Raw genomic sequence first — 24,684 nt, 5'->3', positions numbered from 1 at the left:
AGGCGAAATCCGCACCGAGCGGTTCGGTACGGATTTCCGGCGGCCGATCAGCTCCTCGTCAGGCGCCGGCGATGTGGAAGTTGAAGTCGGCGTGGCCGAGCGAACCCCACAGGCGCAGCCAGATCGGCAGCAGCATCTCCGCGCCGCGGGCGGTGCTGATGTCACCGAGGTCGAGGACGCTACTCTCGGGCCAGCCGAAGGAGACGAGCAGGTCGGTGACGGCCTGCTTGGCGCCCGGGTCGTCACCGGAGACGAACACGCTGTGGTCGCCCGGGACGCGCGTCGGATCGACCATGATCTGCGAGTTCATCGTGTTGAGGGTCTTCACGACCCTGGAGTCGGGGAATGCGCGCTGGATCTGCTCGCCGAGGCTGTCGGTGTTGACCGGCTTCAGCGACGGGGGCACGCCCTGGGAGAAGTCCAGCGGGTTGGCGATGTCGATGAGCACCTTCCCCGCCAGGTTCGTCGCACCGGCCGCTTCCAGGGCCTGCAGGCTGCCGGCGCCCGCGGTGGTGTTGACGGCCGTCTCGCCCCAGGAGGCGGCGTCGGCGAAGGCCTCCAAGCGGATCCGGTCATGCAGGGCAAGCCACTGGGCGAACGGCGGGTTTCCGTAGCCGTCGGGCTCGGTGCGCGCGAGCGTCGCCTTCGGGTCGCGGGTGCCGATGACGACCTCGTGGCCGAGGGAAGCCAGCTTTGCTGCGATGGTCCGGCCGACGATGCCGGTGCCGAGAACTGCGTAGCGCACGGGAGAGGTCCTTCCGGGAGTGATGAGACACGACAGTAGGCATCGTGCTCCTGAAATCTAAACCGAGCGGTTCGGTATTGCAAGGACCGCCTCGGTTGCAAGGGGTGGGCAGGGAGGCGCCTTCTGGAGAGTGGGCGGGGGTTGGCGCTGTCGCGCTGGAACAAGCTGTGCGGCGGGTCTTTACGCGCGCAGATGGCTGCACTAATTTTCGGCAAGATTCAGCAAGGGATTTCAGCCAGCGGCGTCCGGGACGACGCCGAAGGCTTCCCGTTGCCTGCCCTCAGGAGCCGCCATGTCCGCGTTCCACCCTGCCCGCCCCCGGAGAAAGCACCGCACGGTTCTGCGCGCTGCGACGGTCGGCCTCGCGGCGACGGCCGCGTTCACCGGCGCAGTCGTCCCCGTGCCCCTCGTCACGCCCGCCGCGGCCGCCGTCGGCGGTCCGCTGGGTGCGCGGTACGACGCGACCGGCGCCAATGTGGAGTTCCGGATCCACTCCTCGCGCGCCACCCGCATCCAGCTGTACCTCTACACGGCGGCCACCGGAGTCCACGAGGCCGCCGCGCTCACGCTCACCAAGGACTCCGGCACGGGCGTCTGGTCCGTGACCGTGCCGGTCGCCACGATCCGCCAGCAGTACGGCATCACCGGCCCGGTCCACTACGGCTACCGCGCCTGGGGCCCGAACTGGCCGTACGACGCGGCGTGGACCAAGGGCTCCACGGTGGGCTTCGTCTCGGATGTGGACGGCGCGGGCAACCGGTTCAACCCGAACAAGCTGCTCACCGATCCGTACGCGCTGGAACTCAGCCACGACCCGCTCACCCCGGGCGGCCCCTCGAAGACCGTCTACGGCACCGGCCCCGCGCACCGCGCGGTCGACAACGGGACGCAGGCACCCAAGGGCATCGTGCTGGCGGCCGACGCGACGAGCACGGGAAGCAGACCGACCCGGGCGCTGAAGGACGACATCGTCTACGAAGTGCATGTCAGGGGGCTGACCAGGAACGACCCATCCGTGCCTGCCCCCTATCAGGGCACCTACAAGGGCGCGGGCCTCAAGGCCGCCGGCCTCGCGGCCCTCGGGGTGACCGCGGTGGAGTTTCTGCCCCTCCAGGAGGCCCAGAACGACACCAACGACGTCGACTCCACCGGTACCGCGGGCGACAACTACTGGGGCTACGAAACCCTCAACTTCTTTGCCCCGGACCGCCGTTACGCCGCCGACAAGAGCCCCGGCGGACCGACCCGCGAGTTCAAGGAGATGGTGAAGGCCTATCACGACGCCGGGATCAAGGTCTTCACCGACGTCGTGTACAACCACGCCGCCGAGGGCGGGCCGTGGACCGCGGGCGACAAGAACACCTACAGCCTGTTCAACCTGCGCGGCCTGGACAACCCCACCTACTACTCGCTGACCAGCGACAGGCAGGCGTCCTGGGACAACACGGGCGTCAACGGCAACCTCAACACGTACAACCCCGTCACCAGGAACCTGATCACCGACTCGCTCGCCCACTGGAAGGACACCCTGGGCGTCGACGGCTTCCGCTTCGACCTTGCTCCCGTCCTCGGCAACACCTGCGAGCACGGCTGCTTCCAGTACAGCCGCACCGACCCGAACACCGCCCTGAACCGCATCACCGCCCTGATGCCCCCGCGGCCCGCGGGCGGCGGCTCCGGCACCGACTGGATCGCCGAGCCCTGGGCTCTGGGCAGCGGCACGTACCAGGTCGGCAACTTCCCCGCGGGATGGTCGGAGTGGAACGACAAGTTCCGCGACACCGTGCGCCGCGACCAGAACGCCATGGGCAACGAGAACGTCACCCCCGGCGACCTCGCGACCCGCTTCGCCGGTTCCTCCGACCTGTACGCATCGAGCGGTCGGGCGCCCTGGAACTCGGTCAACTTCGTGGTCGCGCACGACGGGTTCACCCTCGCCGACCTGTACCGCTGCAACGCCAAGAACAACGGTCAGGCCTGGCCGTACGGACCGTCCGACGGCGGCTCCGACCACAACCTCTCCTGGGACCAGGCCGGCATCGCCGCCGACCAGCGCAAGGCCGCCCGCAACGGCCTGGCCCTGCTGATGCTGTCCGCCGGAACCCCGATGATGACCGGCGGCGACGAGTACCTGCGCTCGGTCAACTGCAACAACAACCCCTACAACCTGGACTCGTCCGCCAACTGGCTGAGCACGTCCTGGACATCGGACCAGTCCACGTTCCGCACCTACGCACAGCGCCTGATCGCCTTCCGCAAGGCCCACCCCGCTCTCCGCCCGGCCGCCTTCTACAACGCCTCGGACGGCAACGGCAACGGCATGGGCCAGCTCGACTGGTTCACCCCGGCAGGGGCGGCGCCCGACGGCGCGTACTGGAGCAATGTCAACAACCACGCTCTGGCCTGGCGTTACGACGGCACCGAACTCGGCGACCCGAACAGCGCGGTCTATGTCGGCTACAACGGCTGGTCCGGGGCTGTCGACTTCACACTCCCCTCCCCGGGCGCGGGCAAGAACTGGTACCGCGTCACCGACACGTCCACCTGGGCCGAGGGCGCGGGTCAGTTCGCCCAACCGGGTGGCGAGGCGCTGATCGGCGGCGCCGGGACCGTCTACCGCCTGAACGGCCGCTCCACCCTCCTGCTGATCGCCAAGTAGCTGTCGGGGAGGCGGGCACCCGCACGCCTCCCCTCTCCCCTCAGGAGCCGCCCTCATGAGCAATCCGCCACGCGGGGAAGCCCGCCCCCTGACCGGCCTCGGCCTTCTCGTCGCGCTGCTCGGCATGCTGGCAGCGCTGCTGCCGGCCGTGACCGCTCACGCGGCGACGACCGCCACCGTGTACTACAAGCCGGCCGCGAGCTGGACCACCGTCAACATCCACTACGCCCCGACCGGCGGCAGCTGGACCACCGCTCCCGGTCTGCCCATGACGGCAGCCTGCGCCGGTTGGTACAAGAAGTCGATCGACCTGGGAACGGCCTCCGGCCTGGCCGTCACGTTCAACAACGGCTCCGGCACGTGGGACAACCACGGCGGCGCCAACTACCAGCTCGGCAGCGGGATCTCGGCCGTCGACAACGGCGCGGTGACCACCATCGACCCGTGCGCCGCCGCCGAGCCCGCCTCCGCAACCGTGTACTACTACACGCCGACGCGGAACTGGTCGGCGTACTACCTGCACTGGGCACCCGCGGGCGGCAGCTGGACGACGGCCCCGGGTACGCGGATGACCGCCGCATGCACCGACTGGGTCAAGCTGACCGTCGACCTGGGCAGGGCCACCGGCTGGCAGGCCGCCTTCACCGACGGCTCCGGCACCTGGGACAGCAACAACGGCGCCAACCACCAGCTCGGCACCGGCACGATCACCGTCAGGGACGGTGTGATCGCCCACAGCGACCCGTGCGGCTCGACGCAGCCACCGCAGGGCAACGCCGCGACCGTCTGGTACTCCACCGCCACCGTCGGGTGGACCACCGTCAACCTGCACTGGGCGCCCACCGGAGGCACCTGGACCACCGCGCCGGGCACCGGTATGGAACCCGCCTGCGCCGGGTGGGTGAGGAAGACGGTCGACATCGGCACGGCCACGACCTGGCAGGCCACCTTCAACAACGGCAACGGCGTCTGGGACAACAACAACGGCGCCAACTACCCGCTCGGCACGGGAAACTCCACCGTCAAGGACAGGGTGGTGACGGCGAGCGCCACCGACCCCTGCGCGGCCGTGGTGCCGGACACCACGGCACCCACCGTGCCCTCGGGCCTGGACGCGAGCGTCACCGACACCTCCGCCGTGCTGAGCTGGAACGCGTCCACCGACGACGAGGGCGTCACCGGCTATCAGGTCACCCGCACCGGTGGCGGTCAGGGCACGTCGGTGGTGAACACCTCCTCCACCGTGCTTTCCGTCACCGGCCTGGCGGCGCACACCGCGTACTGCTGGACCGTCAAGGCCCTGGACGCGGCCGGCAACATCTCCGCCGCGAGCGCGCAGAAGTGCGCCACCACCGGCGACGCCCCGCCACCCGCCTCCCCCGGCACCCCGCTCGGCGGCGATCCGCGCAAGGACCCGATCTACTTCGTGCTCACCGCCCGCTTCAACGACGGCGACAGCTCCAACAACCGCGGCGGCAGCCAGCACACGAAGTCCGGCAACGCGGCCAACAACGACCCCATGTTCCGGGGCGACTTCAAGGGGCTGGTGCAGAAGCTGGACTACATCAAGGGCCTCGGCTTCTCCGCCGTGTGGATCACCCCGGTCGTCCTCAACCGCTCGGACTATGACTACCACGGCTACCACGGCTACGACTTCTACAAGGTCGACCCCCGCCTGGAGTCCGCCGGGGCGAGCTACCAGGACCTCATCAACGCCGCCCACGCCAAGGGCATGAAGATCTACCAGGACGTGGTCTACAACCACTCGTCCCGCTGGGGCGCCAAGGGCCTGTTCACGCCGAAGGTGTACGGCGTCCGGGACGCCCAGTGGAGCTGGTACTACGACCAGCCGAACTCCGGCTTCGAGTACGACGGGCTGACCGTCGAGCCCGTCTCCGGGAAGTCGTACTACAACGGCGACCTCTGGTCGACGGCCGAACCCAGCGGCAACACGTGTCTGAACTGGGGCGTGCCGACCGGCGCCAAGAGCCCTGAGGGCTACACGATCTACAACTGCCAGTGGCCCAGCCCCACGTCGAAGATGTTCCCGTCGGCGTACTACCACCAGTGCTGGCTCGGCAACTGGGAGGGCGAGGACTCGCGTTCCTGCTGGCTGCACGACGACCTGGCGGACTTCGACACCGAGAGCACTCCGGTGCAGAACTACCTGATCGGCGCGTACAACAAGTACATCGACATGGGCGTCGACGGTTTCCGTGTCGACACCGCCGTCCACATCCCCCGCACCACCTTCAACCGCCGCTTCCTGCCCGCCGTCCAGGACCGGGTCACGAGCAGGTTCGGCGCGCAGAAGGCGCGGGACTTCTTCGTCTTCGGTGAAGTCGGGGCCTTTGTCAACGACAAGTGGAACCGAGGCTCGGTCAACCACTCCGCGCAGTTCTTCACCTGGAAGGAGCGCAAGGAGTACGACGCCGACGACACCGGGGCCGCCCTGGAGATGTACGACTACGAGCAGCAGCAGGGCACCGGCAACCAGCCCACCTCGAACAACGCCTTCCTCGCCGGCAACAGCTACCACACCCCGGACCGCAGCCGGTTCAGCGGCATGAACATCATCGACATGCGCATGCACATGAACTTCGGCTACGCGTCCAACGCCTTCGACAACGGCAAGGACTCCGACGACAGCGTCAACGACGCCACCTACAACGTCGTCTACGTCGACAGCCACGACTACGGACCCAACAAGTCCAAGGAGCGCTACACGGGCGGCACCGACGCCTGGGCCGAGAACATGTCGCTGATGTGGACCTTCCGCGGCATCCCCACCCTGTACTACGGATCGGAGATCGAGTTCCAGGCCGGCAAGGAGATCGACTGCGGGCCCACCTGTCCACTGGCCACCACGGGGCGCGCGTACTACGGCGACAGGATCGCGGGGGACGTCACGGCCGGCGACTTCTCGCAGGTCACCAGCGCAAGCGGCGCCGTCGCCACGACCCTCCAGCAGCCTCTCGTCAAGCACCTCCAGCGACTCAACCAGATCCGCCGGGCCGTCCCCGCCCTCCAGATGGGCCAGTACTCCACCGAAGGCGTCAGCGGTGGCATGGCCTTCAAGCGCCGCTACACCGACACGGCCACGGGCGTCGACAGCTACGCCCTGGTCTCCGTCGGCAACGGCGCGACCTTCAGCGGGGTCCTCAACGGCACCTACAAGGAGGCCGTCACCGGCCAGACCGTCACCGTCACCAACGGCACCCTCACCGCCCCCGCCTCCGGTAAGGGCAACCTGCGGGTCTACGTCCTCGACCTCGCCGGGGCCAACGCGGCACCCGGCAAGATCGGCGCGGACGGACCGTACCTGAAGTAGCGCCGAGCCCCGACACCGGCTCCGTGCGTTCCTGCACGAGGGCGGGGCCCTTGGCGGTGCTGTCGCCGAGGGCCCCGATCGCGGGTTCCACCTGGAAAGCGAGCACTACCTGGCGGAGGCAAGGGTGTTGCCGCTGCTGAGGCCGGTCATTCTGCGACGCGGACAGCGAGCGCGGGGCGGATGGCGGCCGCGCGGCGGGCTGGGCCGATTGTGGCCAGGAGCGACGCGGCGAAGGTGGCTGCGGCCAGGCCGCAGATGCTGGCCCATTCGACGGGGAACCCTCCTTCGAGGCCCTCGAACGCGGCGCTGTTGCTGTACATGAGCCACGTGGTGAGCACGCCGAGGAGTGATCCGAGCACGATTCCTTCCACGGCGACGAAGGTGCTCTCCCACAGGAAGGACCGCTGGACGGTCCGCGCCCGGAAGCCGAGGGCCCGGAGGATGCCGATGGTGCGTCGGCGTTCTCGTACGGCTCGGACCATGACCACTCCGAGGCCGGTGATGCCCACGCCGAGGCCCAGGACGAGGAAGCCCTGCATGAGGCGGAAGAAGGCGGTGCTGGAGTCGAACTGTTGGCGGATGTCCGACTCGATGGGTGTGGCGACCAGGCTGGAGGAGAGTTGCTCGCCCTGCAGTCGGGTCGCCAGCGCGTCGGGTGCGGTGCCGGGGCTGGTCCTCACCAGTGCGGAGGCGTTCTGTGCCTGGGTGCCGAAGAGTTCGCGCGTCGCCCGCTCGCTCATCACCACGGGGTACGTGGTGGAACTGGCGCCGGTTCCCGGGTAGAAGACCAGCCCGTTGCTGAGCACACCGGCGATGACCTTCTGTTCGCTGCGGCCTGTGCGGGGATCCGTCAGGGTGAGGGTGTCGCCGGGGTCGTAGTAGTCGCCGGCCGGGCCGCCGGTGCTGCCGAAGAAGCCGTCGAGCACGACGTAGCGGGGGTCGGAGGCGAGGGCCCGCCATACCGCGGGGTCGTCGGCCAGGCCGGGCAGCCGTTCGCGGAAGGTGATGCCGGTGATCGCTCCGTCGGGTACGCCGACGACGGCGGTGTCCAGAGGTTGGGGGCTGCGTCCACCCGGATCGGTGGCCCGCCCTGTGGCGTTGAGCAGCGGTGACACGGCGGAGATCCCGGCGGCCGACGGGCCGCCGCGCAGATCGTGGACGAGTCGGTCGCCAGCGACCTGGGGGTTGTAGTCCAGTCGCAGGGAGTATCCGGCGGTGGCGTCGGCGACGACTCCGTCGACTCCGGCGCGGAGGATGCCCGAGATCTCCGTCAGCAGTACGAGGACGAACACGATCAGGGTGTACATCACCAGTGTCGCGCCGGTCCTGAACCGTTTGGCCAAGGGGTACGCGACCGCGAGGCGCGCCGCCAGGCCGCCTTCCGTCGGGCGCTGGAGGAGTCGCCGTACGGGGCGGAGCAATGTCTTCTGGTTGTCGCTGACGAGCACCACCGCGGAGAAGGCGGCCAGGGTGCCCTGGATGACGTACACGGACATCGAGGGCGTGTCGAAGATCCGGGGGCGGATGACAGGTGCCAAGAGCGTCCAGGCCAGGACGGCTCCTGCCACCAGGGTCGTTACCGTGTGGCGGGGGAGGACGCGCAGCAGCGCCGGGGTGGCGAAGGCGAGGGCGAGCGCCGGGAGGAGGTACGTGGCGTCGGGCTGGCTGCGTGCCACGGCAGGAACGGCCGCGAACGCGCACAGGATCGCCAGGGCGGTGGAGACTGCGAGCAGGCGGCGGCGCGGTCGCTGACCGGGTGTCGTCGGGAGGTCGCGGATTGCGGCGATGATGTTGAACCTGCTGATGCGCACGCTGGTCGCGAGGATCGCGGCGAAGGCGATGAGCAGGCCCATGGAGAGTCCGTTGAGGACGCTGGTGGGGGTGATGGCGAACGTGATGCGGATGCTGCTGCCGCCGACCGACCAGCCCTGGAAGATCTGCGCTGCGACCACGGCGACGCCCCAGCCGACGGCGACCCCGATGGCCACGCCCGGCAACGCGGACAACAACGCGTAGGCCGCGCCTTCGAGGGTGAAGGACCCAACGAGGCGCGAGCGCTTCATTCCCACCGCCCGCACCATGCCCATCTGGGACTTCCGCTCCTCGCCGAGCATGACGAAGATGTTCACGAGGAGCAGGGCGCCCGCGATGATGCTGAAGCTGCCGATCATGAGGAACAGGGCTCCGAGGGAGTCCCCGGCCTGCTTCGCGTCCCGCAGGACGGTGTGCTTCGGTGTGTCGATCGCCGTCTGGTCGGCGAGCGGTCCCAGAGTCTGCCGGATGTCGGCGGTCACGCGGTCGGTCAGGGCTTCGCCGCTTTCGACGCCGCCCCGGTTGGAGACGAAGGTGACCGAGCGCGGCTCCGCACCGGCGGCCCGGGCGGCGGAGTCCAGGGCCTGCGGCGGCAGGAAGACGTCGCGGTTGAGCCTGCCGCCGAGGCCCACACCGGCGAGGCCCTGCTCCGGCACCACACGCTCGATCCGGTACGTCTGCGGTGTCCCGAACAGGTACACCGTGACCGGATCGCCGGCTCCCACGCTCAGCGACCGGGCCAGCGGTTCGTTGACCACGACCTGGCCGGGCTTCGGGTTCGGTCCGCCGAGACCGGAGTCTCCGCCCGCGGAGCCGAAGCGTGACGCCTCGCCGAAGTCCATCTGCCAGGCCAGGACGCGCGGTTCGGCGACCTCGTGGTCGGCGGAGCCGCTGATGACCGCTGCCTGAGTGGCTTGGGCGTTGAGCACTCCGTCGATGTCGGGGTTGTCGGCCAGGCCGGCCAGACGATCGGTGACGGCGCGGCCGGCCGGTCCCGGGGGTGCGACGACGCGCTCGTCCACCGGTCCCAGCGTGCGGTACGCCTCCTGTCGTACGGAGAAGTTCAAGGTGTCGCCGACGACCAGGGCCCCGATGACGATGGCCGTTCCGAGCATCGATCCGCCGATCACCAGCGCAGCCTCGGTGCGCCGGCGGGCGACCTGCCGGAAGGCCAGCCGCCGTGACACCGGCTGCCGGACGGCGACCAGCACCAGGGCCACTAGGGCGAGCGCCAGGGCGGTGAGCAGCGGGATGAGGAGGTTCGGGTACATGGTCAGCCCGGAGGGAAGTCGGGGACCGCGGGCGGGGCGGTGACGGCCTGGCGGATGTCGTCGACCAGTTGCCCGTCGCGCATCCGGATCAGTCGGGGGACGCGCGCGCCGATGGCGCTGTCATGGGTGACCAGGACGATCGTCTGGCCCTCGTCCTGGTTGAGCTCGCACAGCAGGTCCATGACCTGGTCGGCCATCGCGCTGTCCAGGTTGCCGGTGGGTTCGTCGGCCCAGACGATGGCCGGGCGGCCGGCCAGGGCACGGGCGATGGTCACCCGCTGTTGCTCGCCTCCGGACAGCTCGCTCGGCCGGTGCTCGACCCGATGGTTGAGGCCCACCCGGTCGAGCATGTCCAGAGCCCTGCGACGCGCTTCACGCGGCCGCGTGCCCACGAGCAGCAGGGGCAGTTCGACGTTCTCCACCGCGGAGAAGACCGGGATGAGGTTGAACGCCTGGAAGACGAAGCCCATCGTGTGAGCGCGGTGCTCCGTGCGCGCGGCGTCCGACATGGCGAACAGGTCGTGGCCGTCGACCTCCACCCGGCCTCCGTCGATGTCGTCGAGCCCCGAGAGGCAGTTCAGCAGCGTGGTCTTCCCGGAACCGGACGGTCCCATCACGCCCACCATCTCTCCGTGGCGCACGAGGAGATCCAGGTCGCGCAGGGCGGTGACCTCCACGGAGCCCGTCCGGTAGATCTTGCGTACCCCGGTGGCGACGAGGAGCGCCCGGTCGGTGTTCATGCTGTCCATACCAACCGCCGGAAGGAAGTGAAGGCTACGGCCATCCAGGTCCGGAGGAGGGGCCGAAGGGCCTAATCGTCGGTTCACCTTGAGCTCCGCGCGAGCGCGTTCGCCGTCGTGGTCAGGCATCCGCTGCCGCTCGCGCGCGTCGCCGGACGGCGGTGGCGGACAGGGTCCCCGCGCCCGCCGCAGTGACGGCGAGCAGGGCGAACCCCCAGGTGTAGTCGTGCGCGATGCCGTCGACCGCCCCCATCACGAGGGGTGGGAAGAAGCCGCCGAGGCCGCCCGCCGCACCGACCACTCCCGTCACCGAGCCGACCCGCTCGGCCGGGACCAGTCGTGCGACGAGCGCGAAGACAGCCCCGGACCCGGCGCCCAGGCCCGCGGCCATGCCGAGGAAGGCCACCGTTCCTACGGGGACCAGTTCCGTCTCGAACGCCGCGACCAGGGCGCACGTCGAAACGAGCCCGTACGAAGCCGTCAGCACGGGCACGGGATGGACGCGGTCCGAAAGCCAGCCGCCCACGGGCCGCATGGCCACGGCGAGGACGACGAATCCTGCGGTTCTCAGTGCCGCGTCGGAGCGGTCGAGCTCGTAGGCCCGGGTGAGGTAGGTCGGCAGGTAGACGCTGAAGGCGACGAATCCGCCGAAGGACACGGCGTACAGGACGGCCAGCTGCCAGGTGGCGGGCGTACGCACGGCAAGCGCCGTGCGCGAGAACATCGACCCCGCCGCCGTCGCACGCCCTGGACGGTCGAGGAGCAGGAACCAGGCCACTGCGGCGTACACGGCGAGGCAGGCGGCCACGAGATCGAAGGGGAAGGCCCGTCCGACGGCGTCGGTGAGCTGGACGGTGGTGAAGGCCGACAGGGCCGTTCCACCGGTGCCGATGCCGAAGATTCCGAGGGCGACGCCCCGCCGTGCGGGTGGATACCAGGCGTTGACGAACGGCACACCGACGGCGAAGGCCGTTCCCCCGAGCCCGAGCAGGAAACCGCCCGCGAGCACCTCGGCCAACGAGTCGGCCAGGTGACCCAGGTACAGCACGGGCAGGATCGTCAGGGCCGCGACGAGCGGGAAGACGCGGCGTGCGCCCCAGCGGTCTGTCAGCGCCCCTGCCGGGATCCGGCCGAGCGCGCCCACCACGACGGGCACGGCGACCACGAGCGACTGCTCGAACGAGCTGAGGCCGAGGTCGTCCCGGAGCCGCGGGCCGAGCGGGGCAAGCAGCGCCCACGCCCAGAAGCAGAGTGCGAACCCGGTGGTGGCGAGGAACAGCATCTGCCAGGGCCGCGGTGCATCCGTGACGGGTGGGCTCCCCGAGTTCCGGACCATGGTGGCCTCCCGGCAGCGATCCGCAGGGGCCACGTGAGCCCCGCTCCTTCCCACCCTCCGGCCGTCGGGATCCCGGCTCCATGGGCCGCTCGTTCCCATCCGTGGCCGACCGGACCCCTGCCGTGGGCCGGTCGGCCCTGTACGGGCGTCCTGGGGCAATGCACGGTGGGAGTGGCGAACGGACCAGAGCCAGGGCGTCCGCTCCTGCCGGTCCGCCGCCGGGAGCGTGAGTGGCGATGATGTTCTGGTACGGCGATGGCATGAACGGATGGGGCTGGTTCGCCATGTCGGCCGGCATGGTGCTGTTCTGGGGCCTGCTCATCACCGTCGCGGTGATGCTCTTCCGCACACTGGATCGCGCCTCGCAACGGCCGCCGGGGACTCTGCCCGCCACGTCGGCCGAGCAGATCCTGGGCGAACGACTGGCGCGCGGTGAGATCGACGAGGAAGAGTACCGTCGGCGCCTGACCGCCCTGCGCGGCGTGGAGCCGTGAGTCTCTTGGCCGGCTGGGATGCGGGCAGGGAACCGGCCGGTCACCCTGGGAGCATGAGGATGTCCGGGGAGCCGGGCCCACGCTCAGACGCGCTCCGTGAGCTGTCCGCCCGGCACGGAAGGCGCGGGGGGCTGTTGCCGGCCGCGCTGGAGCGTGCCAGGGCGGGTACTGCCGAAGGGCCCGGGGCGTGGGCGCCCCAGGTCGCGGAGGCAGCCGGACTGCCGGCCGCAGCGGGGCTCGGCCCCGCCACCTTTTTCGCCGATCTCGCCGCCCCGCGCGGCGAGCGGCACGTGCGCGTCTGCACCGCGACGGCGTGCTTCGCCGCGCGGGGCGGACGGCATCTGGCGGAGGTCGAACGGGCGCTCGGAGTGACGGCGGGCACGGTCGACGAGGCGGGCGTGACCTCGTTGCAGACCGTGCACTGCCTCGGCTACTGCTACGCGGGCCCAGCCGCCCTCGACGGCACCCTTCCCCGTACGGGACCGGACCTGGCCGACCAACTCCGCGGGCGGGCCGAACCGCGCACGCCGGGCATCCCCGCGGCCGACACCACCGGGGCGCCTGTCCTGCTCGCCGGCATCGTGGGAGGGCAGGACGCCTGGGACGTGTGGCGCCGGGCGGTGGCCGGGCTGCGGCCCGAGGAGGTACGGCAGGAGACCGCCGCCTCAGGGCTGCGCGGGCGCGGCGGCGCCGGATTCCCGGTGGCCGACAAGTGGGCCGCTGCGGCGGGAAAGCCGGGCGCGGTCGTCGTCGCGAACGGGGACGAGGGCGACCCCGGCTCGTACGCCGACCGGCTGCTCATGGAGGAGGACCCCGAGCGCGTCCTCACGGGCCTCGCCCTGGCCTGCTTCGCCTGCGGCGCCGGGCGCGGGATCGTCCTGGTGCGCTCCGAGTATCCGAAGGCCATGGCCCGGCTGCGCCTGGCGGTGGAGCGCGCGACGGAGGCGGGCGACCTGGCTCCTTCGGTCGGGGCAGCCGGTCTGCGGCCGTTCGTCGAGATCGTCGAAGGAGCCGGCTCCTATGTCTCCGGCGAGGAGACCGCCCTCATCGCCCGACTGGAAGGCGCTCGTGGCTGTGCGCGACCGCGGCCCCCCTACCCCACGGACCACGGCCTGTGGGACACGCCGACGGTGGTCAACAATGTGGAGACCCTGGCCGCCCTGCCATGGATCGTCGCCCACGGCGGAGCGTCCTACGCCCGACGCGGCGTACCGGACGAGACCGGCACCAAACTGGTGTGCCTCTCCGAACGCTTCGCCCGGCCCGGAGCCTACGAGGTCGAACTCGGCACTCCCGTGGACGAGATCGTCACCCGGTTCGGCGGCGGCCTCAAGGACGGGCGTGAGCTCGTCGCCCTCCAGATCGGCGGGCCCCTCGGCGGCTTCCTCGCAGGGCACGCGCTCGACGTCCCCCTCACCACGGCAGCGCTCGCCGAGCACGGCGCGGCCCTCGGTCACGCCGGCATGGTCGCCTTCGACGCCGACACTGATCCGTACGAACTCCTGCGACATGTCTGGGAGTTCGCCGCCGACGAGAGCTGCGGGGCCTGCTCTCCCTGCCGGATCGGTACCCGACGAGGACGCGAACGAGCACAGGGCCGGGACGGGCCGGGGGAGTCCTACGAACGGCTGGCGCGACTGATGGGCGAGGCGAGTCTCTGCGCCTTCGGCAGGCGCGTCCCCGCCGCCGTCCGCAGCCTGGCCCGAGCCTTCGGGCCGGCCCTGGAAGGGTGGGCCCGATGACACGGCTCCAGGTCGACGGAGTCCCGGTCGAACTGCCCGCAGGGGCCTCGCTGCTCGACGCGGTGCGTGCCACGGGAGCCGATCTGCCCACCCTCTGCCACGACGACCGCCTCCGGCCGGCCGGCTCCTGCCGGACCTGCCTGGTCCGCGCCGACGGCCGGACCGTCGCCGCCTGCGTCACACCCGCGACACCGGGCCTCACCGTCGACACGACCGAGGAGGAGGTGCGGAACCTGCGCCGGGACGCGGTCGCCCTGATCGCCTCGGCACTTCCGTCGCGCGCGCTCGCCGATGGTGCGCACAGTGAACTTGCCGAGGTGTGCCGGGCCTTGGGGATCTCTGCGGATGCGGCCGCCGGTGACTCCACGCGCGGACCGGACGAGAGTCACCCATACGTTCACCTCGACCCCGACCTGTGTATCGCCTGCGGGCGCTGCGTCCGGATGTGCTCCGACGTCCAGGGCACGTTCGCGCTCACCCTCACCGGGCGCGGCGCCGACACGGTCGTCGCCCCGGGAACTGGCGGCGCCTGGGCCGCATCCGACTGCGTGTCCTGCGGCGGCTGTGTCGACACCTGCCCCACGGGCGCGATCACCCAGCCCGGCCCCGGGCAGGGCCTCACCTCAGGACAGGCGCCCGCTGATCGCGTGCGCACCACCTGCGGCTACTGCGGCGTAGGCTGTGCCCTCGACGTCGTCGTCCGCGAGGACCGTGTCGCCGCTGTCCTCCCCGCCCGGGACGGGCCGGTCAACCGGGGCCACGCCTGCGTCAAGGGCCGCTTCGCGTACGGGTACCTCAGCTCCGCCGAACGTCTCACCGAGCCTCTCGTCAGGGAGAACGGAGCTCTGCGGTCAGCGAGTTGGGGCGAAGCGATCGCCCGGGTCGCGGACGGCCTGCGCGCGGCAGTGCGTGACGGCGGCCCCGACGCGGTCGCCGCGATCTCCTCAGCCCGCGCCACCAACGAGGAGAACTACCTCGTCCAGAAGTTCCTGCGGACCGTCATCGGCACCAACAACGTCGACAACTGCTCCCGCCTCTGCCACGCCCCTTCCGCTGCCGGCCTCACCGCATCCTTCGGACGTGCCGGGGGCACCGACCCTTTCGACGGCGTCGAGACCGCCGACTGCCTCCTGGTCGTCGGGGCCAACCCCGTCGAAGCCCACCCCGTCGTCGGTGCCCGTCTCCTCCAGCGGGCGCTCGCAGGCGCGTCCCTGATCGTGGCCGACCCCCGAACCGTCGGACTCGCCCGCCATGCCGACGCGCACTTGCGCCCCCGCCCCGGCACGAATGTGGCCCTCTTCCACGGCCTCGCCCACGTCCTCGTCGAGGAAGGCATGACCGATGCGGACTTCCTCCGCGATCGCGCCACCGGACTGGACGAACTCGCCGAGCTGCTGGCCGACTACACGCCCGAACGGGTCGGCGAGATCACCGGGGTTCCCGTCGACGACATCAGGAGGGCCGCCCGGCTCTACGGCCACGCGGAGCGGCCGGCCGTCGTGTACGGACTCGGCGTCACCGAGCATCTGCACGGCACCGACGGCGTCCGGACCCTGGCGAACCTCCCTATCCTGCGCGGCGCCGTCGGAGGCACCGGCCGTGGGTTCGGCATCAGCCCCCTGCGCGGGCAGAACAACGTCCAGGGCGCCTCCGACATGGGAGCCCTGCCCGATCTGCTCCCGGGGTACGGCCGGGTCACCGACCCGGAAGCCCGCGCCCGCGCCGAGGCGGTGTGGGGCCGGCCGGTCCCCGAACAGCCGGGCATGCGTATCCCCGAGATGTTCGCGGCAGCCCGAGAAGGCAGGCTGCGGGCGTTGTGGATCATCGGAGAGGACGTCTGCGCGACCGACCCCGACAGCCGACGCGTCGCCGAGGCCCTCGACGCCTGCCCCCTCGTCGTCGTCAACGAGCTCTTCCTCGGCGAGACCGCCCACCACGCGGATGTCGTCCTGCCCGTGGCCTCCTGGCTGGAGAAGGACGGGACCTTCGTCAACTTCGACCGCCGCTTCCAGCGCGTACGGGCTGCGGTGACTCCACCGGGCACGGCGCGCTCCGACTTCGAGGTCGTCCATGCCATCGCCGATGCCCTCGGCGCAGACCTCGGCTGCCCCACCCCAGCGGCGGCACTCGCCGAATGCGGACGTGTCACGCCTCTCTTCGCGGGCCTCTCACACGAGCGGCTCGACCGGGAGGGGGCCGTACCCTGGCCCTGTACCGCGCCGGACCGACCCGGCGAACGCACCTTGTACGCTGATGGGTTCGCCACGCCCGACGGGCGTGCGCACCTGTCGGCGGCCCCCTACCTCCCGCCCGGCGAAGAACCGGACCAGGACTATCCGCTGGTGCTCGTCACGGGGCGCCGATGGGCCCACTACAACTCCGGGAGCATGACCCGGCGCGGCGGCAACCTCCTCCTCGACGCCTCCGACCACCTGGACCTGCACCCCGAGGACGCCGCCCGGTTCGGAGTCCGGGACGGCACCCGCGTCACCGTCGAGAGCCGCCACGGACAGGCCCGACTCGTCGCCCGCGTCGGGAGGGAACTCGCTCCCGGGCAGGTCTTCTGCGCCTTCCACTTCCCTGCCAGCGGAGTCAACTCCCTCACCTCGGAGCACGCCGACATCGTGACCTCGTGCCCGGAGTACAAGGTCACGGCGGTACGGCTGCGTCCGACGGTGTTCGACGACTGAGCGGCACCGATCAGTCGTGGGGAACGAGGACCACGGGCACCGGGCTGTGGTGCAGGACGGCGTGGGCCACGCTGCCGATGTGCGCGCCGAGCGTCGAATGGCGGGTACGCCGCCCCAGCACCACGAGGGAGGCTTCCCTGGCGACCGAGACCAGTTCGAGTCCGGCCGATCCGACCGCTACGCGGGCGACCGCCTCGACGTCGGAATACTTCGCCCGCCAGGGTTCCAGCATGGCCTCCACCGAACGCTTGATCTCCGGCACCATGGAAAGCCTGAAGTCCGGGACCATTGCGGGCCCCATTCCCGCGTGCAGCGGGAGCTGCTGTACGTACACGACGAGGACCTGGGTGAGCCGTCGCGCGGCTTCTTCGAAGGCGAAGCCCAGCACGGAGTCCACGGGCTGCCGCACGTCTGCCCCGACCACGATAGGGCCCCGTGGAGTGCTCGCCGCGCTGACGGCCCTTACCAGTACGACGGGTCGCTCGACGGCACCGGCGACCGTCAGGCCAACCGAGCCGAGGAGGTAGCCGGCCACGCTGCCGAGCGCCCGGGAGCCGAGGACCAGCAGCTCGCCTTCCTCGGCCGCGGCGACGAGACCAGGCACGGGGACCGCGGACAGCACCCGGGAGGTCACCGACAGGCCGGGATGGCGCTCGCGCAGCTCACCGGCGGTGCGGGCCATCATCTCCCTCACCCACGGCTCCTCGGACTCCCACTCCACGAGAGACAGAGCGGACCCCGGTGCTCGTTCCTTCGCATACACCAGATGCACGTCTGTGCCGCGCAGAAGCGCCTCCTCGGCCGCCCACTCCGCGGCGGCCTTCGCTTGTTCTGTTCCGTCCAGGCCGACCACGATGCTCCGCGTCATGACCGTCCACCTCCTCGTGCGGTGTCATCGACGTCGTACGTGAGACGAGTACAGGAGACCGAGACCACGCCGTCCACCGTCGCGCACATGCGCTCGATCGCCGGGATCATGCCTCGGAAGGGCAGCCTGCCGCTGAGGTCCACCCGTCCGTCGTGCACCTCGACGCCGAGGGCGGCCGGTTCGAGTCGCAACGTGTCGCCGAGCACGTCTTCGACGATCTCCCGGCGGATGTCTTCGTCCTCGCGGAGGAAGATGCCCACCAGGTCGCGGCGGCTCACGATGCCCACCAGGCGGTCCTCTTCGTCGACGACGACGAGCCGCTTGACGCCCTGGACCTCCATCAGCCGTGCCGCTTCCGCGACGGTCCAGTCGGGGCGGGCGCACACGGCGGGGGCGGTCATCAGTTCCTCGGCCCGTGTCCCCTCGGCCTTTGCTCGCTCCCACGCCTCCAGGTCCGGGACGGCCGGCAGGCCACCCGGTGTGGCGGCTTGGTCGGCTGTCTTGCGCAGGAGATCCCCCTCCGACACCACCCCGACCACCCGGCCCCCGCCGTTCAGCACGGGAACCGCGGTCACTTGGTGTTGCGAGAGCGTGCGGGCGATCTCCTTGAACGAGGCGTCGCCGCGGACGCTCACCACCTTACGGGTCATCAGCCGACTGATCCTGCGGTGATGCATCAGCCTCTCCTTCCCTGTACGGACGTACGTGCCTCGCCCACGAGGTGAGCGGCGCAGCCGTCCCAGGTGTCGAGTGCCGGATAGTCGTCCTCGGTGAGTTCCGTCCCGCTGAGTTCGGCGAGCGCCTCGACGAACTCGAGGAAGTCCAACGAATCCATCTCGAACGTGTCCCGCAAGGAGGCACCCGGATCGAGCCCGGTGAACTCGGCGCCGGGGACGACACGCTGCACTGCTTGCCGAACGAACGCCTTTGCCTGTTCGTGGTTCACAGTTCCTCCGGTCGTTGCAGGAGCCGGTCCATGCTGGTGAGGAGGCGCGCTCCGGTGGCGCCGTCGGCTGCTCGGTGATCGGCGGACAACGTCGCCGTCAGCACGGGACGCACTCCCAGCAGCCCGTTCACGGCCACGGGCCGCTCGCCGATCCTGCCCAGGCCGACGAGCGCGACCTGCGGCGGGTAGACGACGCCGAAGACCGCCTCGACGCCCTGGTCGCCGAGGTTCGTGACGGTAAGACTGGGATCGGCGGTCTCCGACGCTCGGAGCCGACCGCCCCGTGCCCGTGCCACCAGGTCCTTGAGCGCGGCCATCACTTCGGCCACAGAGAGTATGTCGGCGTGGGCGAGGGCTGGGGCGACGAGGCCACCGCCCCGCAAGGAAACGGCAACGCCCAGCCGTACCTCGTCCGCCGGAACGAATCCGTCGCCACCCCAGTGCCCGTTGAGTTCGGGCACTTTGCGTGCTGCCATCGCGACGGCCTTGAAGGTGAGTGCGGCGGGCACCAGGCGGGCGGACAGCGGCAGTTCGCGGTTGCGAGCGTGCATCCATTCCAGGGCTGCTGTCATGTCCACGGTCGTGGAGAGGTAGAAGTGCGGGATCTCCCGCTTGGACCGGCTCATGAGCCGGGCGGTCGCCGCCCGAGCCGCATCCGGGACGGCTGGCCGCCGGGCGCTCCCGGCGGCCGCGGCCGAACGGATATCCTCCGCACGGACGGTCCCTCCCCGGCCCGTGCCGGTCACCTCTGAGAGGTCGACGCCGAGTTCCGTGGCCAGCCTCCGCGCGAGCGGTGAGGACTTCACACGCCCCGGAGCGGGACGCTTCCCGGCCGAGTCGTCGCTGCGCACCGGCTTCGCCGGCCGTGGCGTCGGCGCAGTCTTCGCCGTGGCCTTGGATCCACTGCGCTTCCGTGTCGTCGGCTCCGTACCCCGTTGCCGTCTGGCCGTGGGGCGAGTGGGCTCTTCCGGGCCTGCGGTCGTCTCCGCTTCCGGCGCTCGGGCCGGCTCCGGTTCCGCTTGCTCCACGTCCGCGCGCGTGACCCTGCCTCCCGGGCCCGAACCATGGACGGCAGCGAGGTCGACGTGCCGGTCCTCGGCGAGGCGGCGGACCAGAGGCGTCGACGGGGGCTGGCTTTCGACGGGCTGTCCTCGGGTGGGCTGCCTTTCGGTGGGCCGGCGCTCGGCGGTCGTTCCGATATGTGCCAGCGGGGTGCCCACCGGCACGGTGGTGCCCTCGTCGACGAGGAGGGCCTCGACCGTACCGCTGTCGAAACATTCCACCTCGATTGCGGACTTGGCGGTCTCGACCACGGCGATGACGTCGCCCCGCGCCACCTGGTCACCTGGGTGCACCAGCCACTCGGAGAGCATGCCCTCGTCCATGTCGGCGCCGAGTGACGGCATGGTGAACTCGGCCATGTCAGCTCACCACCCGGTGTGCCGCGGCCACGATTCCGGCCGGCTGGGGGAGAGCGGCCTCCTCCAGCCGGCGGGCGTACGGAATGGGGACCTCCGCGCTGCACACCCTCTCGACGGGTGTGTCGAGTTCGAAGAACGCCTGCTCGTAGATACGCGACTCGATCTCGGCCGACAGACTGCCACTGCGCCAGCCCTCGTCTACCACGACCGCCCGGTGGGTCCGCTGGACCGAGCCGACGATCGTGGCGTCGTCCAGGGGCCGCAGCGTCCGCAGGTCGACGACCTCCGCGTCGATCCCTTCCCCCGCCAGTGTCTCTGCGGCTTCGAGGGCCTTGGACACACAACCGCCGTACGCGACGACCGTGACGTCGCTGCCCTCGCGGCGGACGGCCGCGCGGTCCAGGTCGACATCATGGACCGCCGGATCGAGCATGCCGGCCGTGTTGTAGAGGCTGCCGTGCTCGAAGATCAGCACAGGGTCGGGGTCGGCAAGCGCGGCCGCCAGCATGTGGCGGGCGTCGTCGACCGTGGCAGGCGCCAGGACACGGAGGCCGGGGATGTGCGCGTACCAGCCTTCGAGGCTGTGGGAGTGCTGAGCAGCCAGCTGCCGTCCCGCGCCCGTCGTCATGCGGATCACCAGCGGCACACCGAGCTGCCCGCCGGACATGTGCCGAAGGGTGGCGGCGTTGTTGAGGATCTGGTCCAGGGCCAGCAGGCTGAAGTTGACCGTCATGATCTCGACGACCGGCCTCATCCCGGCCAAGGCAGCGCCGATACCGGCTCCGACGAACGCGGACTCCGACAGAGGCGTGTCCCGGACACGCTCGGGCCCGAACTCCTCCAGGAGACCGAGGCTCACCCCGAAGCAGCCGCCGTAACGGCCGACGTCCTCGCCCATCAGGAAGACCCGGTCATCCGCGGCCAGGGCCTCGCGCAGACCCTCCCGCAGGGCCTCCCTGTATGTCCTGGTGCCGTCGTCGGGATGCGCCCGCGGTCGCGTACGCGTGCTCATGACGGAGCCTCCTCGTGCAGGCCGGTGACATGGAGCAGCAGGTCTTCGGCAGGCTCCTCGGGAGCCCGTTCGGCCGCCTGGACGGCGCCGTCGATCTCCTCCATGACGCCGTGGTCCAGAGCCTCCAGCTTGGCGTCGTCGAGGAGACCGGCGGCACGCATGCCATCGGCGAGGCCCGTGACAGGGTCGTGCCGCTTCCACTCCTCGATCTCGTCCTTCGGCCGGTATCGGTCCGGGTCGTACATCGAGTGCGCTCGGAACCGATACGTCCGCATCTCCAGGAAGTGCGGTCCGTTGCCGGCGCGGATGGACTCGACCGCCCCGCGCGCCGCCTTCTCCACGGCGTGCACGTCCATGCCGTCGACGGCCCAGGCCGCCATGCCGTACGAGGCTGCCCGCATCGCCAGGTCGGTCTGGGCGTGTTCGCGGACGAGGGCCGTCCCCATCGCGTACAGGTTGTTCTCGCAGACAAAGAGCACCGGCAGTCCCCAGAGCGCCGCCAGGTTGGCGGTCTCGTGGAACTCGCCCTCGGCGAAGGCCCCGTCACCGAAGAAGCAGCAGGTCACCCCGGACTCGCCACGCATCCGGTCGGAGAGCGCCAGGCCGGCCGCGAGTGGCAGGCCGCCTCCCACGATCGCGTTGCCGCCGTAGAAGCGGCGCGCGGCGTCGAAGAGGTGCATGGAGCCGCCGCGACCATGGCTGCACCCGGTGGTCTTCCCGTACATCTCCGCCATCACGGCCTCGGGCGGCACTCCGCGGGCCAGGGCATGGCCGTGCTCGCGGTACGTCGAGACGACCGCGTCCCGCTCGTCGAGCGCCTGATGGACGCCTACCGCCACTGCCTCCTCGCCGATGTAGAGGTGGACGAAGCCGCGGATCGCCGCCGCGCTGTACAGCTCGACGCACCGCTCCTCGAACCGCCGGATGAGCAGCATCTGCCGCAGGAGATCCAGGTCGTGGGCGTTCGCAGGAGTGCGGGAGGGTGTCGCGGTCGGGGTGCCACGAGCACGACGGGGGCGCTTCGTCTTTGGTGTCCCGGCAGACATGCCGCCGCGTGCGGTGGCCATCACGGCTCCTTCCCGGACGTGCCGGCCGTCCCGGCCGGTTCGGGTGTCTCCAACGTCGACACATCACCCTCGGGCAGGCCCAGTTCGCGGGCCCGCAGCAGGCGGCGCATCACCTTTCCGCTGCGCGTGTGGGGCAGATCCTCGACGAACTCGATCTCCCGGGGAGCGACGGCCGGGCCGAGACGCCGTCGGGCGAACGCCAGGACATCGCGCCGCAGTTCGGTGTCGGGCGGATACTCGGGGCGCGGCAGCACGAACGCCTTGACGATCGCGCCGGCCAGCGGGTCGGGGCGTCCGATGACACCGGCTTCGGCGACTGCCGGGTGCTCCATGAGCGCGCTCTCCACCTCGAACGGTCCGATGAGGTGCCCTGCCGACTTGATGACGTCGTCGGCCCGGCCCACGAACCAATACCAGCCGTCGGCGTCGCGGCTCACCAGGTCGCCGGTCAGGTACCACCCGTCCGCGAAGCACGCCTCGTACCGGCTCGGCTCGTGAAGGTAGCCGCGGAACATCGACGGCCAGCCCGCCCGCAGGGCGAGCTCGCCCTGGGCGCCCGGCTTCTCAACGATCTGGACGTGCCCGCTGGTGACCGCTGCCCGGCCGTCCTCGCCGCATGCCAGCACAGTGGCCTCGACACCGGGAAGCGGTCGGCCCATCGAACCGGGCCGCACCGGATCGGCGGCGAAGTTGGCAATCATGATCGCCCCCGTCTCGGTCTGCCACCAGGTGTCGTGGACCGGTAGCCCGAGTGTTTCCCGTCCCCAGTGCACGGCCTCGGGGTTGAGCGGCTCGCCGACGCTCGCGACGAACCGGAGCGCGGAGAGGTCGTGGCGCGTGGCAGGCGTCGCGTCGCCGCTGCGTGGTGCGGCCCGCATGAGCATGCGCAGTGCGGTGGGGGCCGTGTACCAGACGGTGACGCGCTGGTCGGCGAGGATCCCGTACCAGCGGGCGGGGGCGAAGTCCCCTTCGTCGACGACGGTCGTCACGGCGTGGGTGAGCGGGGCGATGATGCCGTACGACATGCCGGTGACCCAGCCGGCGTCGGCGGTGCACCAGAAGACGTCGCCGTCGTGCAGGTCCAGGGCGTAGGCGGCGGTGACATGGTGGGCGAGGACCGCCTCGTGCACGTGGATCGCGCCCTTGGGGGTGCCCGTCGTGCCGCTGGTGAAGTGCAGCAGCGCCGGCTCGGCCGGATCGGTCGGCCCCACGGTGTACCCGTCCGGCGCGGCCGACGTGAGAGCCGGGAAGGAGAGGGTGTCCGGGGGCGGGTCGGTCCCGGGGTCGAGGAGCAGCACGTGGCGCAGGTGCGGAAGCCGGGACCGTACCGGGACCACCTTGCGCTCGTACAGCTCCCGGGTCGTGACCAGCGCCCGGGCGTTGCCCAGCTCCATACGCAGTGAGACGGGTTCGGGGCCGAAGGCGGTGAACAGCGGGCACAGGACCCGTCCGGCACGCAGCGTTCCGAGGACGGTGCTGTACAGCTCGAAGCGGCGGCCGAGCAGGGTGAACACTCGCTCGCCGCGTTCCACGCCCAGCGATTCCAGCACGTGCGCGAAGCGGGAGCTCGCGGCCGCGAGCTGGGTGAAAGTCACCGTCTGGACGGATCCGTCGCGGGCGACGCAGCGCAGCGCGGCGTGTTCGCCGTGGCCCTCGCGCAGGTGGCGGTCGACGGCCTCGTACCCGATGTTGACGCCGCCGTCCGGCAGCCCGGCGAGCCGGGACCGCTCGCGTCGCCAGGAGAACGTGGCCCGCGCGCTGTCGTAGTCGGGCATGACCGGTGACACCCATCGGACGTTCATTGCGGTGACTCCACGTCGAGCGCGAGGTTGTCGTAGGTGTACTCGATCGATTCGTGCAGGGCGACGACGCCGTCGACCGAGCGGCAGAGCCGAACGATCACGGGGATGTCGGCGCGCTCGTCGACCCGGCCCGTCAGCCTGACGACTCCGTCGTCCACGGTCACACGGATTGCGTCCGGGGCGAGGCGCAGGGTGCCGGCCAGGACGTCGTGCTCGATCTCGTCACGGATCGCGGTGTCGCCGCGCAGGAAGGGACGCAGCAAGTCACTGCGGCTGATGATCCCGACGAGCCGACCTGTCTCGTCGATGACGGGAAGCCGCTTCACCCTCTTGCGGTGCATCGTTCGGGCCGTCTCGACGAGGTTCCAGGTCGGCTGGGCCGTGACAGCGGGCGAGGTCATCAGCTGGGCGGCCGTCTCCGCGTCGGGCAGCCCTCGTTCCTGGGACAGCAGTCGGACGCCCGCCGCGCGGCCCTCCAGATCGGGGAGCTCGGCGGTGGTCCGCAGTAGGTCGGCCTCCGAGACCACTCCGAGCAGGCGTCGGTCCGGGTCGACGACCGGAACCGCCGAGACGTCGTTGTCGGCGAAGAGACGGGCGATCTGCTTGAACGAGGTCTCAGGGGCGGCGGTGACCACGTCGTGGGTCATCACCTCGAAAACCGTGCGGTGCTGCATGACGGTCCTCCTTCGCGGGGAAGCGGCCCCGGTACTTCTCACCCTGCTGTGCGAGGCTCACCCTCGGGCAGTGC

At 70.7% G+C, this 24,684-nt stretch carries 17 protein-coding genes; 5 read left to right on the top strand and 12 right to left on the bottom strand.

Annotated elements, in window-relative coordinates:
- Nucleotides 1-58: 58 nt before the first annotated feature.
- Complete coding sequence (locus AB0F56_RS13575) at nt 59-745, bottom strand: NAD(P)-binding domain-containing protein (protein ID WP_362008038.1); 687 nt, start codon at nt 743-745, stop codon at nt 59-61.
- Between the two features lie 292 nt (nt 746-1,037).
- Between AB0F56_RS13575 and AB0F56_RS13570 the strand changes: the two genes are divergently transcribed.
- Complete coding sequence (locus AB0F56_RS13570; RefSeq protein ID WP_362008036.1) at nt 1,038-3,404, top strand: isoamylase; 2,367 nt, start codon at nt 1,038-1,040, stop codon at nt 3,402-3,404.
- Between the two features lie 55 nt (nt 3,405-3,459).
- Entirely contained in the window at nt 3,460-6,735 is a 3,276-nt protein-coding gene (locus AB0F56_RS13565) for a carbohydrate binding domain-containing protein (RefSeq protein ID WP_362008034.1), read from the top strand.
- Nucleotides 6,736-6,881: 146 nt separating this feature from the next.
- Here the strand turns inward: AB0F56_RS13565 and AB0F56_RS13560 are convergent, their stop codons facing one another.
- The 3 genes from AB0F56_RS13560 to AB0F56_RS13550 all read right to left on the bottom strand — a co-directional run bounded on the left by AB0F56_RS13560 (nt 6,882) and on the right by AB0F56_RS13550 (nt 11,894).
- Entirely contained in the window at nt 6,882-9,818 is a 2,937-nt protein-coding gene (locus AB0F56_RS13560) for an FtsX-like permease family protein (RefSeq protein WP_362008032.1), read from the bottom strand.
- A 2-nt stretch (nt 9,819-9,820) separates the two neighbouring features.
- Nucleotides 9,821-10,558 carry an ABC transporter ATP-binding protein gene (locus AB0F56_RS13555; RefSeq protein ID WP_362008030.1) on the bottom strand — a complete coding sequence of 246 codons (738 nt, stop codon included), beginning with the start codon at nt 10,556-10,558 and terminating at the stop codon, nt 9,821-9,823.
- A 121-nt stretch (nt 10,559-10,679) separates the two neighbouring features.
- Nucleotides 10,680-11,894 carry an MFS transporter gene (locus tag AB0F56_RS13550; RefSeq protein WP_362008659.1) on the bottom strand — a complete coding sequence of 405 codons (1,215 nt, stop codon included), beginning with the start codon at nt 11,892-11,894 and terminating at the stop codon, nt 10,680-10,682.
- A gap of 236 nt (nt 11,895-12,130) precedes the next feature.
- Here AB0F56_RS13550 and AB0F56_RS13545 point away from each other — a divergent pair, with 236 nt between their 5' ends.
- Genes AB0F56_RS13545 through fdhF form a run of 3 tightly spaced genes read left to right on the top strand, consistent with a single transcriptional unit; the run spans nt 12,131 to nt 16,820 of the window.
- A complete protein-coding gene (locus tag AB0F56_RS13545; protein ID WP_362008656.1) occupies nt 12,131-12,388 on the top strand; it encodes an SHOCT domain-containing protein in 258 nt (85 codons plus the stop codon).
- A gap of 53 nt (nt 12,389-12,441) precedes the next feature.
- Entirely contained in the window at nt 12,442-14,130 is a 1,689-nt protein-coding gene (locus AB0F56_RS13540) for an NADH-ubiquinone oxidoreductase-F iron-sulfur binding region domain-containing protein (RefSeq protein WP_362008027.1), read from the top strand.
- On the top strand, nt 14,127-16,820 hold the full coding sequence (gene fdhF / locus AB0F56_RS13535) for a formate dehydrogenase subunit alpha (RefSeq protein ID WP_362008024.1): 2,694 nt from the start codon (nt 14,127-14,129) through the stop codon (nt 16,818-16,820). Before AB0F56_RS13540 ends, fdhF begins: the two co-directional genes overlap by 4 nt.
- Nucleotides 16,821-16,830: 10 nt before the next feature.
- On the opposite strand, the gene AB0F56_RS13530 is transcribed toward fdhF, so the two are convergent.
- The 8 genes from AB0F56_RS13530 to AB0F56_RS13495 are packed head-to-tail and all read right to left on the bottom strand — an operon-like array spanning nt 16,831 to nt 24,610.
- Nucleotides 16,831-17,688, bottom strand: a complete 858-nt coding sequence (locus AB0F56_RS13530) for a universal stress protein (protein ID WP_362008022.1) — start codon at nt 17,686-17,688, stop codon at nt 16,831-16,833.
- Complete coding sequence (locus tag AB0F56_RS13525; protein WP_362008020.1) at nt 17,685-18,365, bottom strand: CBS domain-containing protein; 681 nt, start codon at nt 18,363-18,365, stop codon at nt 17,685-17,687. The genes AB0F56_RS13530 and AB0F56_RS13525 overlap by 4 nt, the downstream gene beginning before the upstream one ends.
- Nucleotides 18,365-18,595 (bottom strand): phosphopantetheine-binding protein, encoded by a 231-nt coding sequence (locus AB0F56_RS13520; RefSeq protein WP_362008017.1) that lies wholly within the window; start codon nt 18,593-18,595, stop codon nt 18,365-18,367. The genes AB0F56_RS13525 and AB0F56_RS13520 overlap by 1 nt, the downstream gene beginning before the upstream one ends.
- 35 nt (nt 18,596-18,630) lie before the next feature.
- Nucleotides 18,631-20,055: a 2-oxo acid dehydrogenase subunit E2 gene (locus tag AB0F56_RS13515; RefSeq protein ID WP_362008014.1), complete on the bottom strand. Its 1,425-nt coding sequence runs from the start codon at nt 20,053-20,055 to the stop codon at nt 18,631-18,633.
- Nucleotide 20,056: 1 nt separating this feature from the next.
- Nucleotides 20,057-21,067: an alpha-ketoacid dehydrogenase subunit beta gene (locus AB0F56_RS13510; protein ID WP_362008011.1), complete on the bottom strand. Its 1,011-nt coding sequence runs from the start codon at nt 21,065-21,067 to the stop codon at nt 20,057-20,059.
- Nucleotides 21,064-22,134: a pyruvate dehydrogenase (acetyl-transferring) E1 component subunit alpha gene (pdhA, locus tag AB0F56_RS13505; RefSeq protein ID WP_362008009.1), complete on the bottom strand. Its 1,071-nt coding sequence runs from the start codon at nt 22,132-22,134 to the stop codon at nt 21,064-21,066. The genes AB0F56_RS13510 and pdhA overlap by 4 nt, the downstream gene beginning before the upstream one ends.
- Entirely contained in the window at nt 22,134-23,936 is a 1,803-nt protein-coding gene (acsA, locus tag AB0F56_RS13500) for an acetate--CoA ligase (RefSeq protein ID WP_362008006.1), read from the bottom strand. The genes pdhA and acsA overlap by 1 nt, the downstream gene beginning before the upstream one ends.
- Entirely contained in the window at nt 23,933-24,610 is a 678-nt protein-coding gene (locus tag AB0F56_RS13495; protein ID WP_362008003.1) for a CBS domain-containing protein, read from the bottom strand. The genes acsA and AB0F56_RS13495 overlap by 4 nt, the downstream gene beginning before the upstream one ends.
- Nucleotides 24,611-24,684 lie beyond the last annotated feature (74 nt).

The organism is Streptomyces sp. NPDC026092 (genome assembly GCF_040638605.1).
In the GTDB taxonomy this organism is placed as follows: Bacteria; Actinomycetota; Actinomycetes; order Streptomycetales; family Streptomycetaceae; genus Streptomyces.
This window is presented reverse-complemented; position numbering and strand designations above follow the sequence as displayed.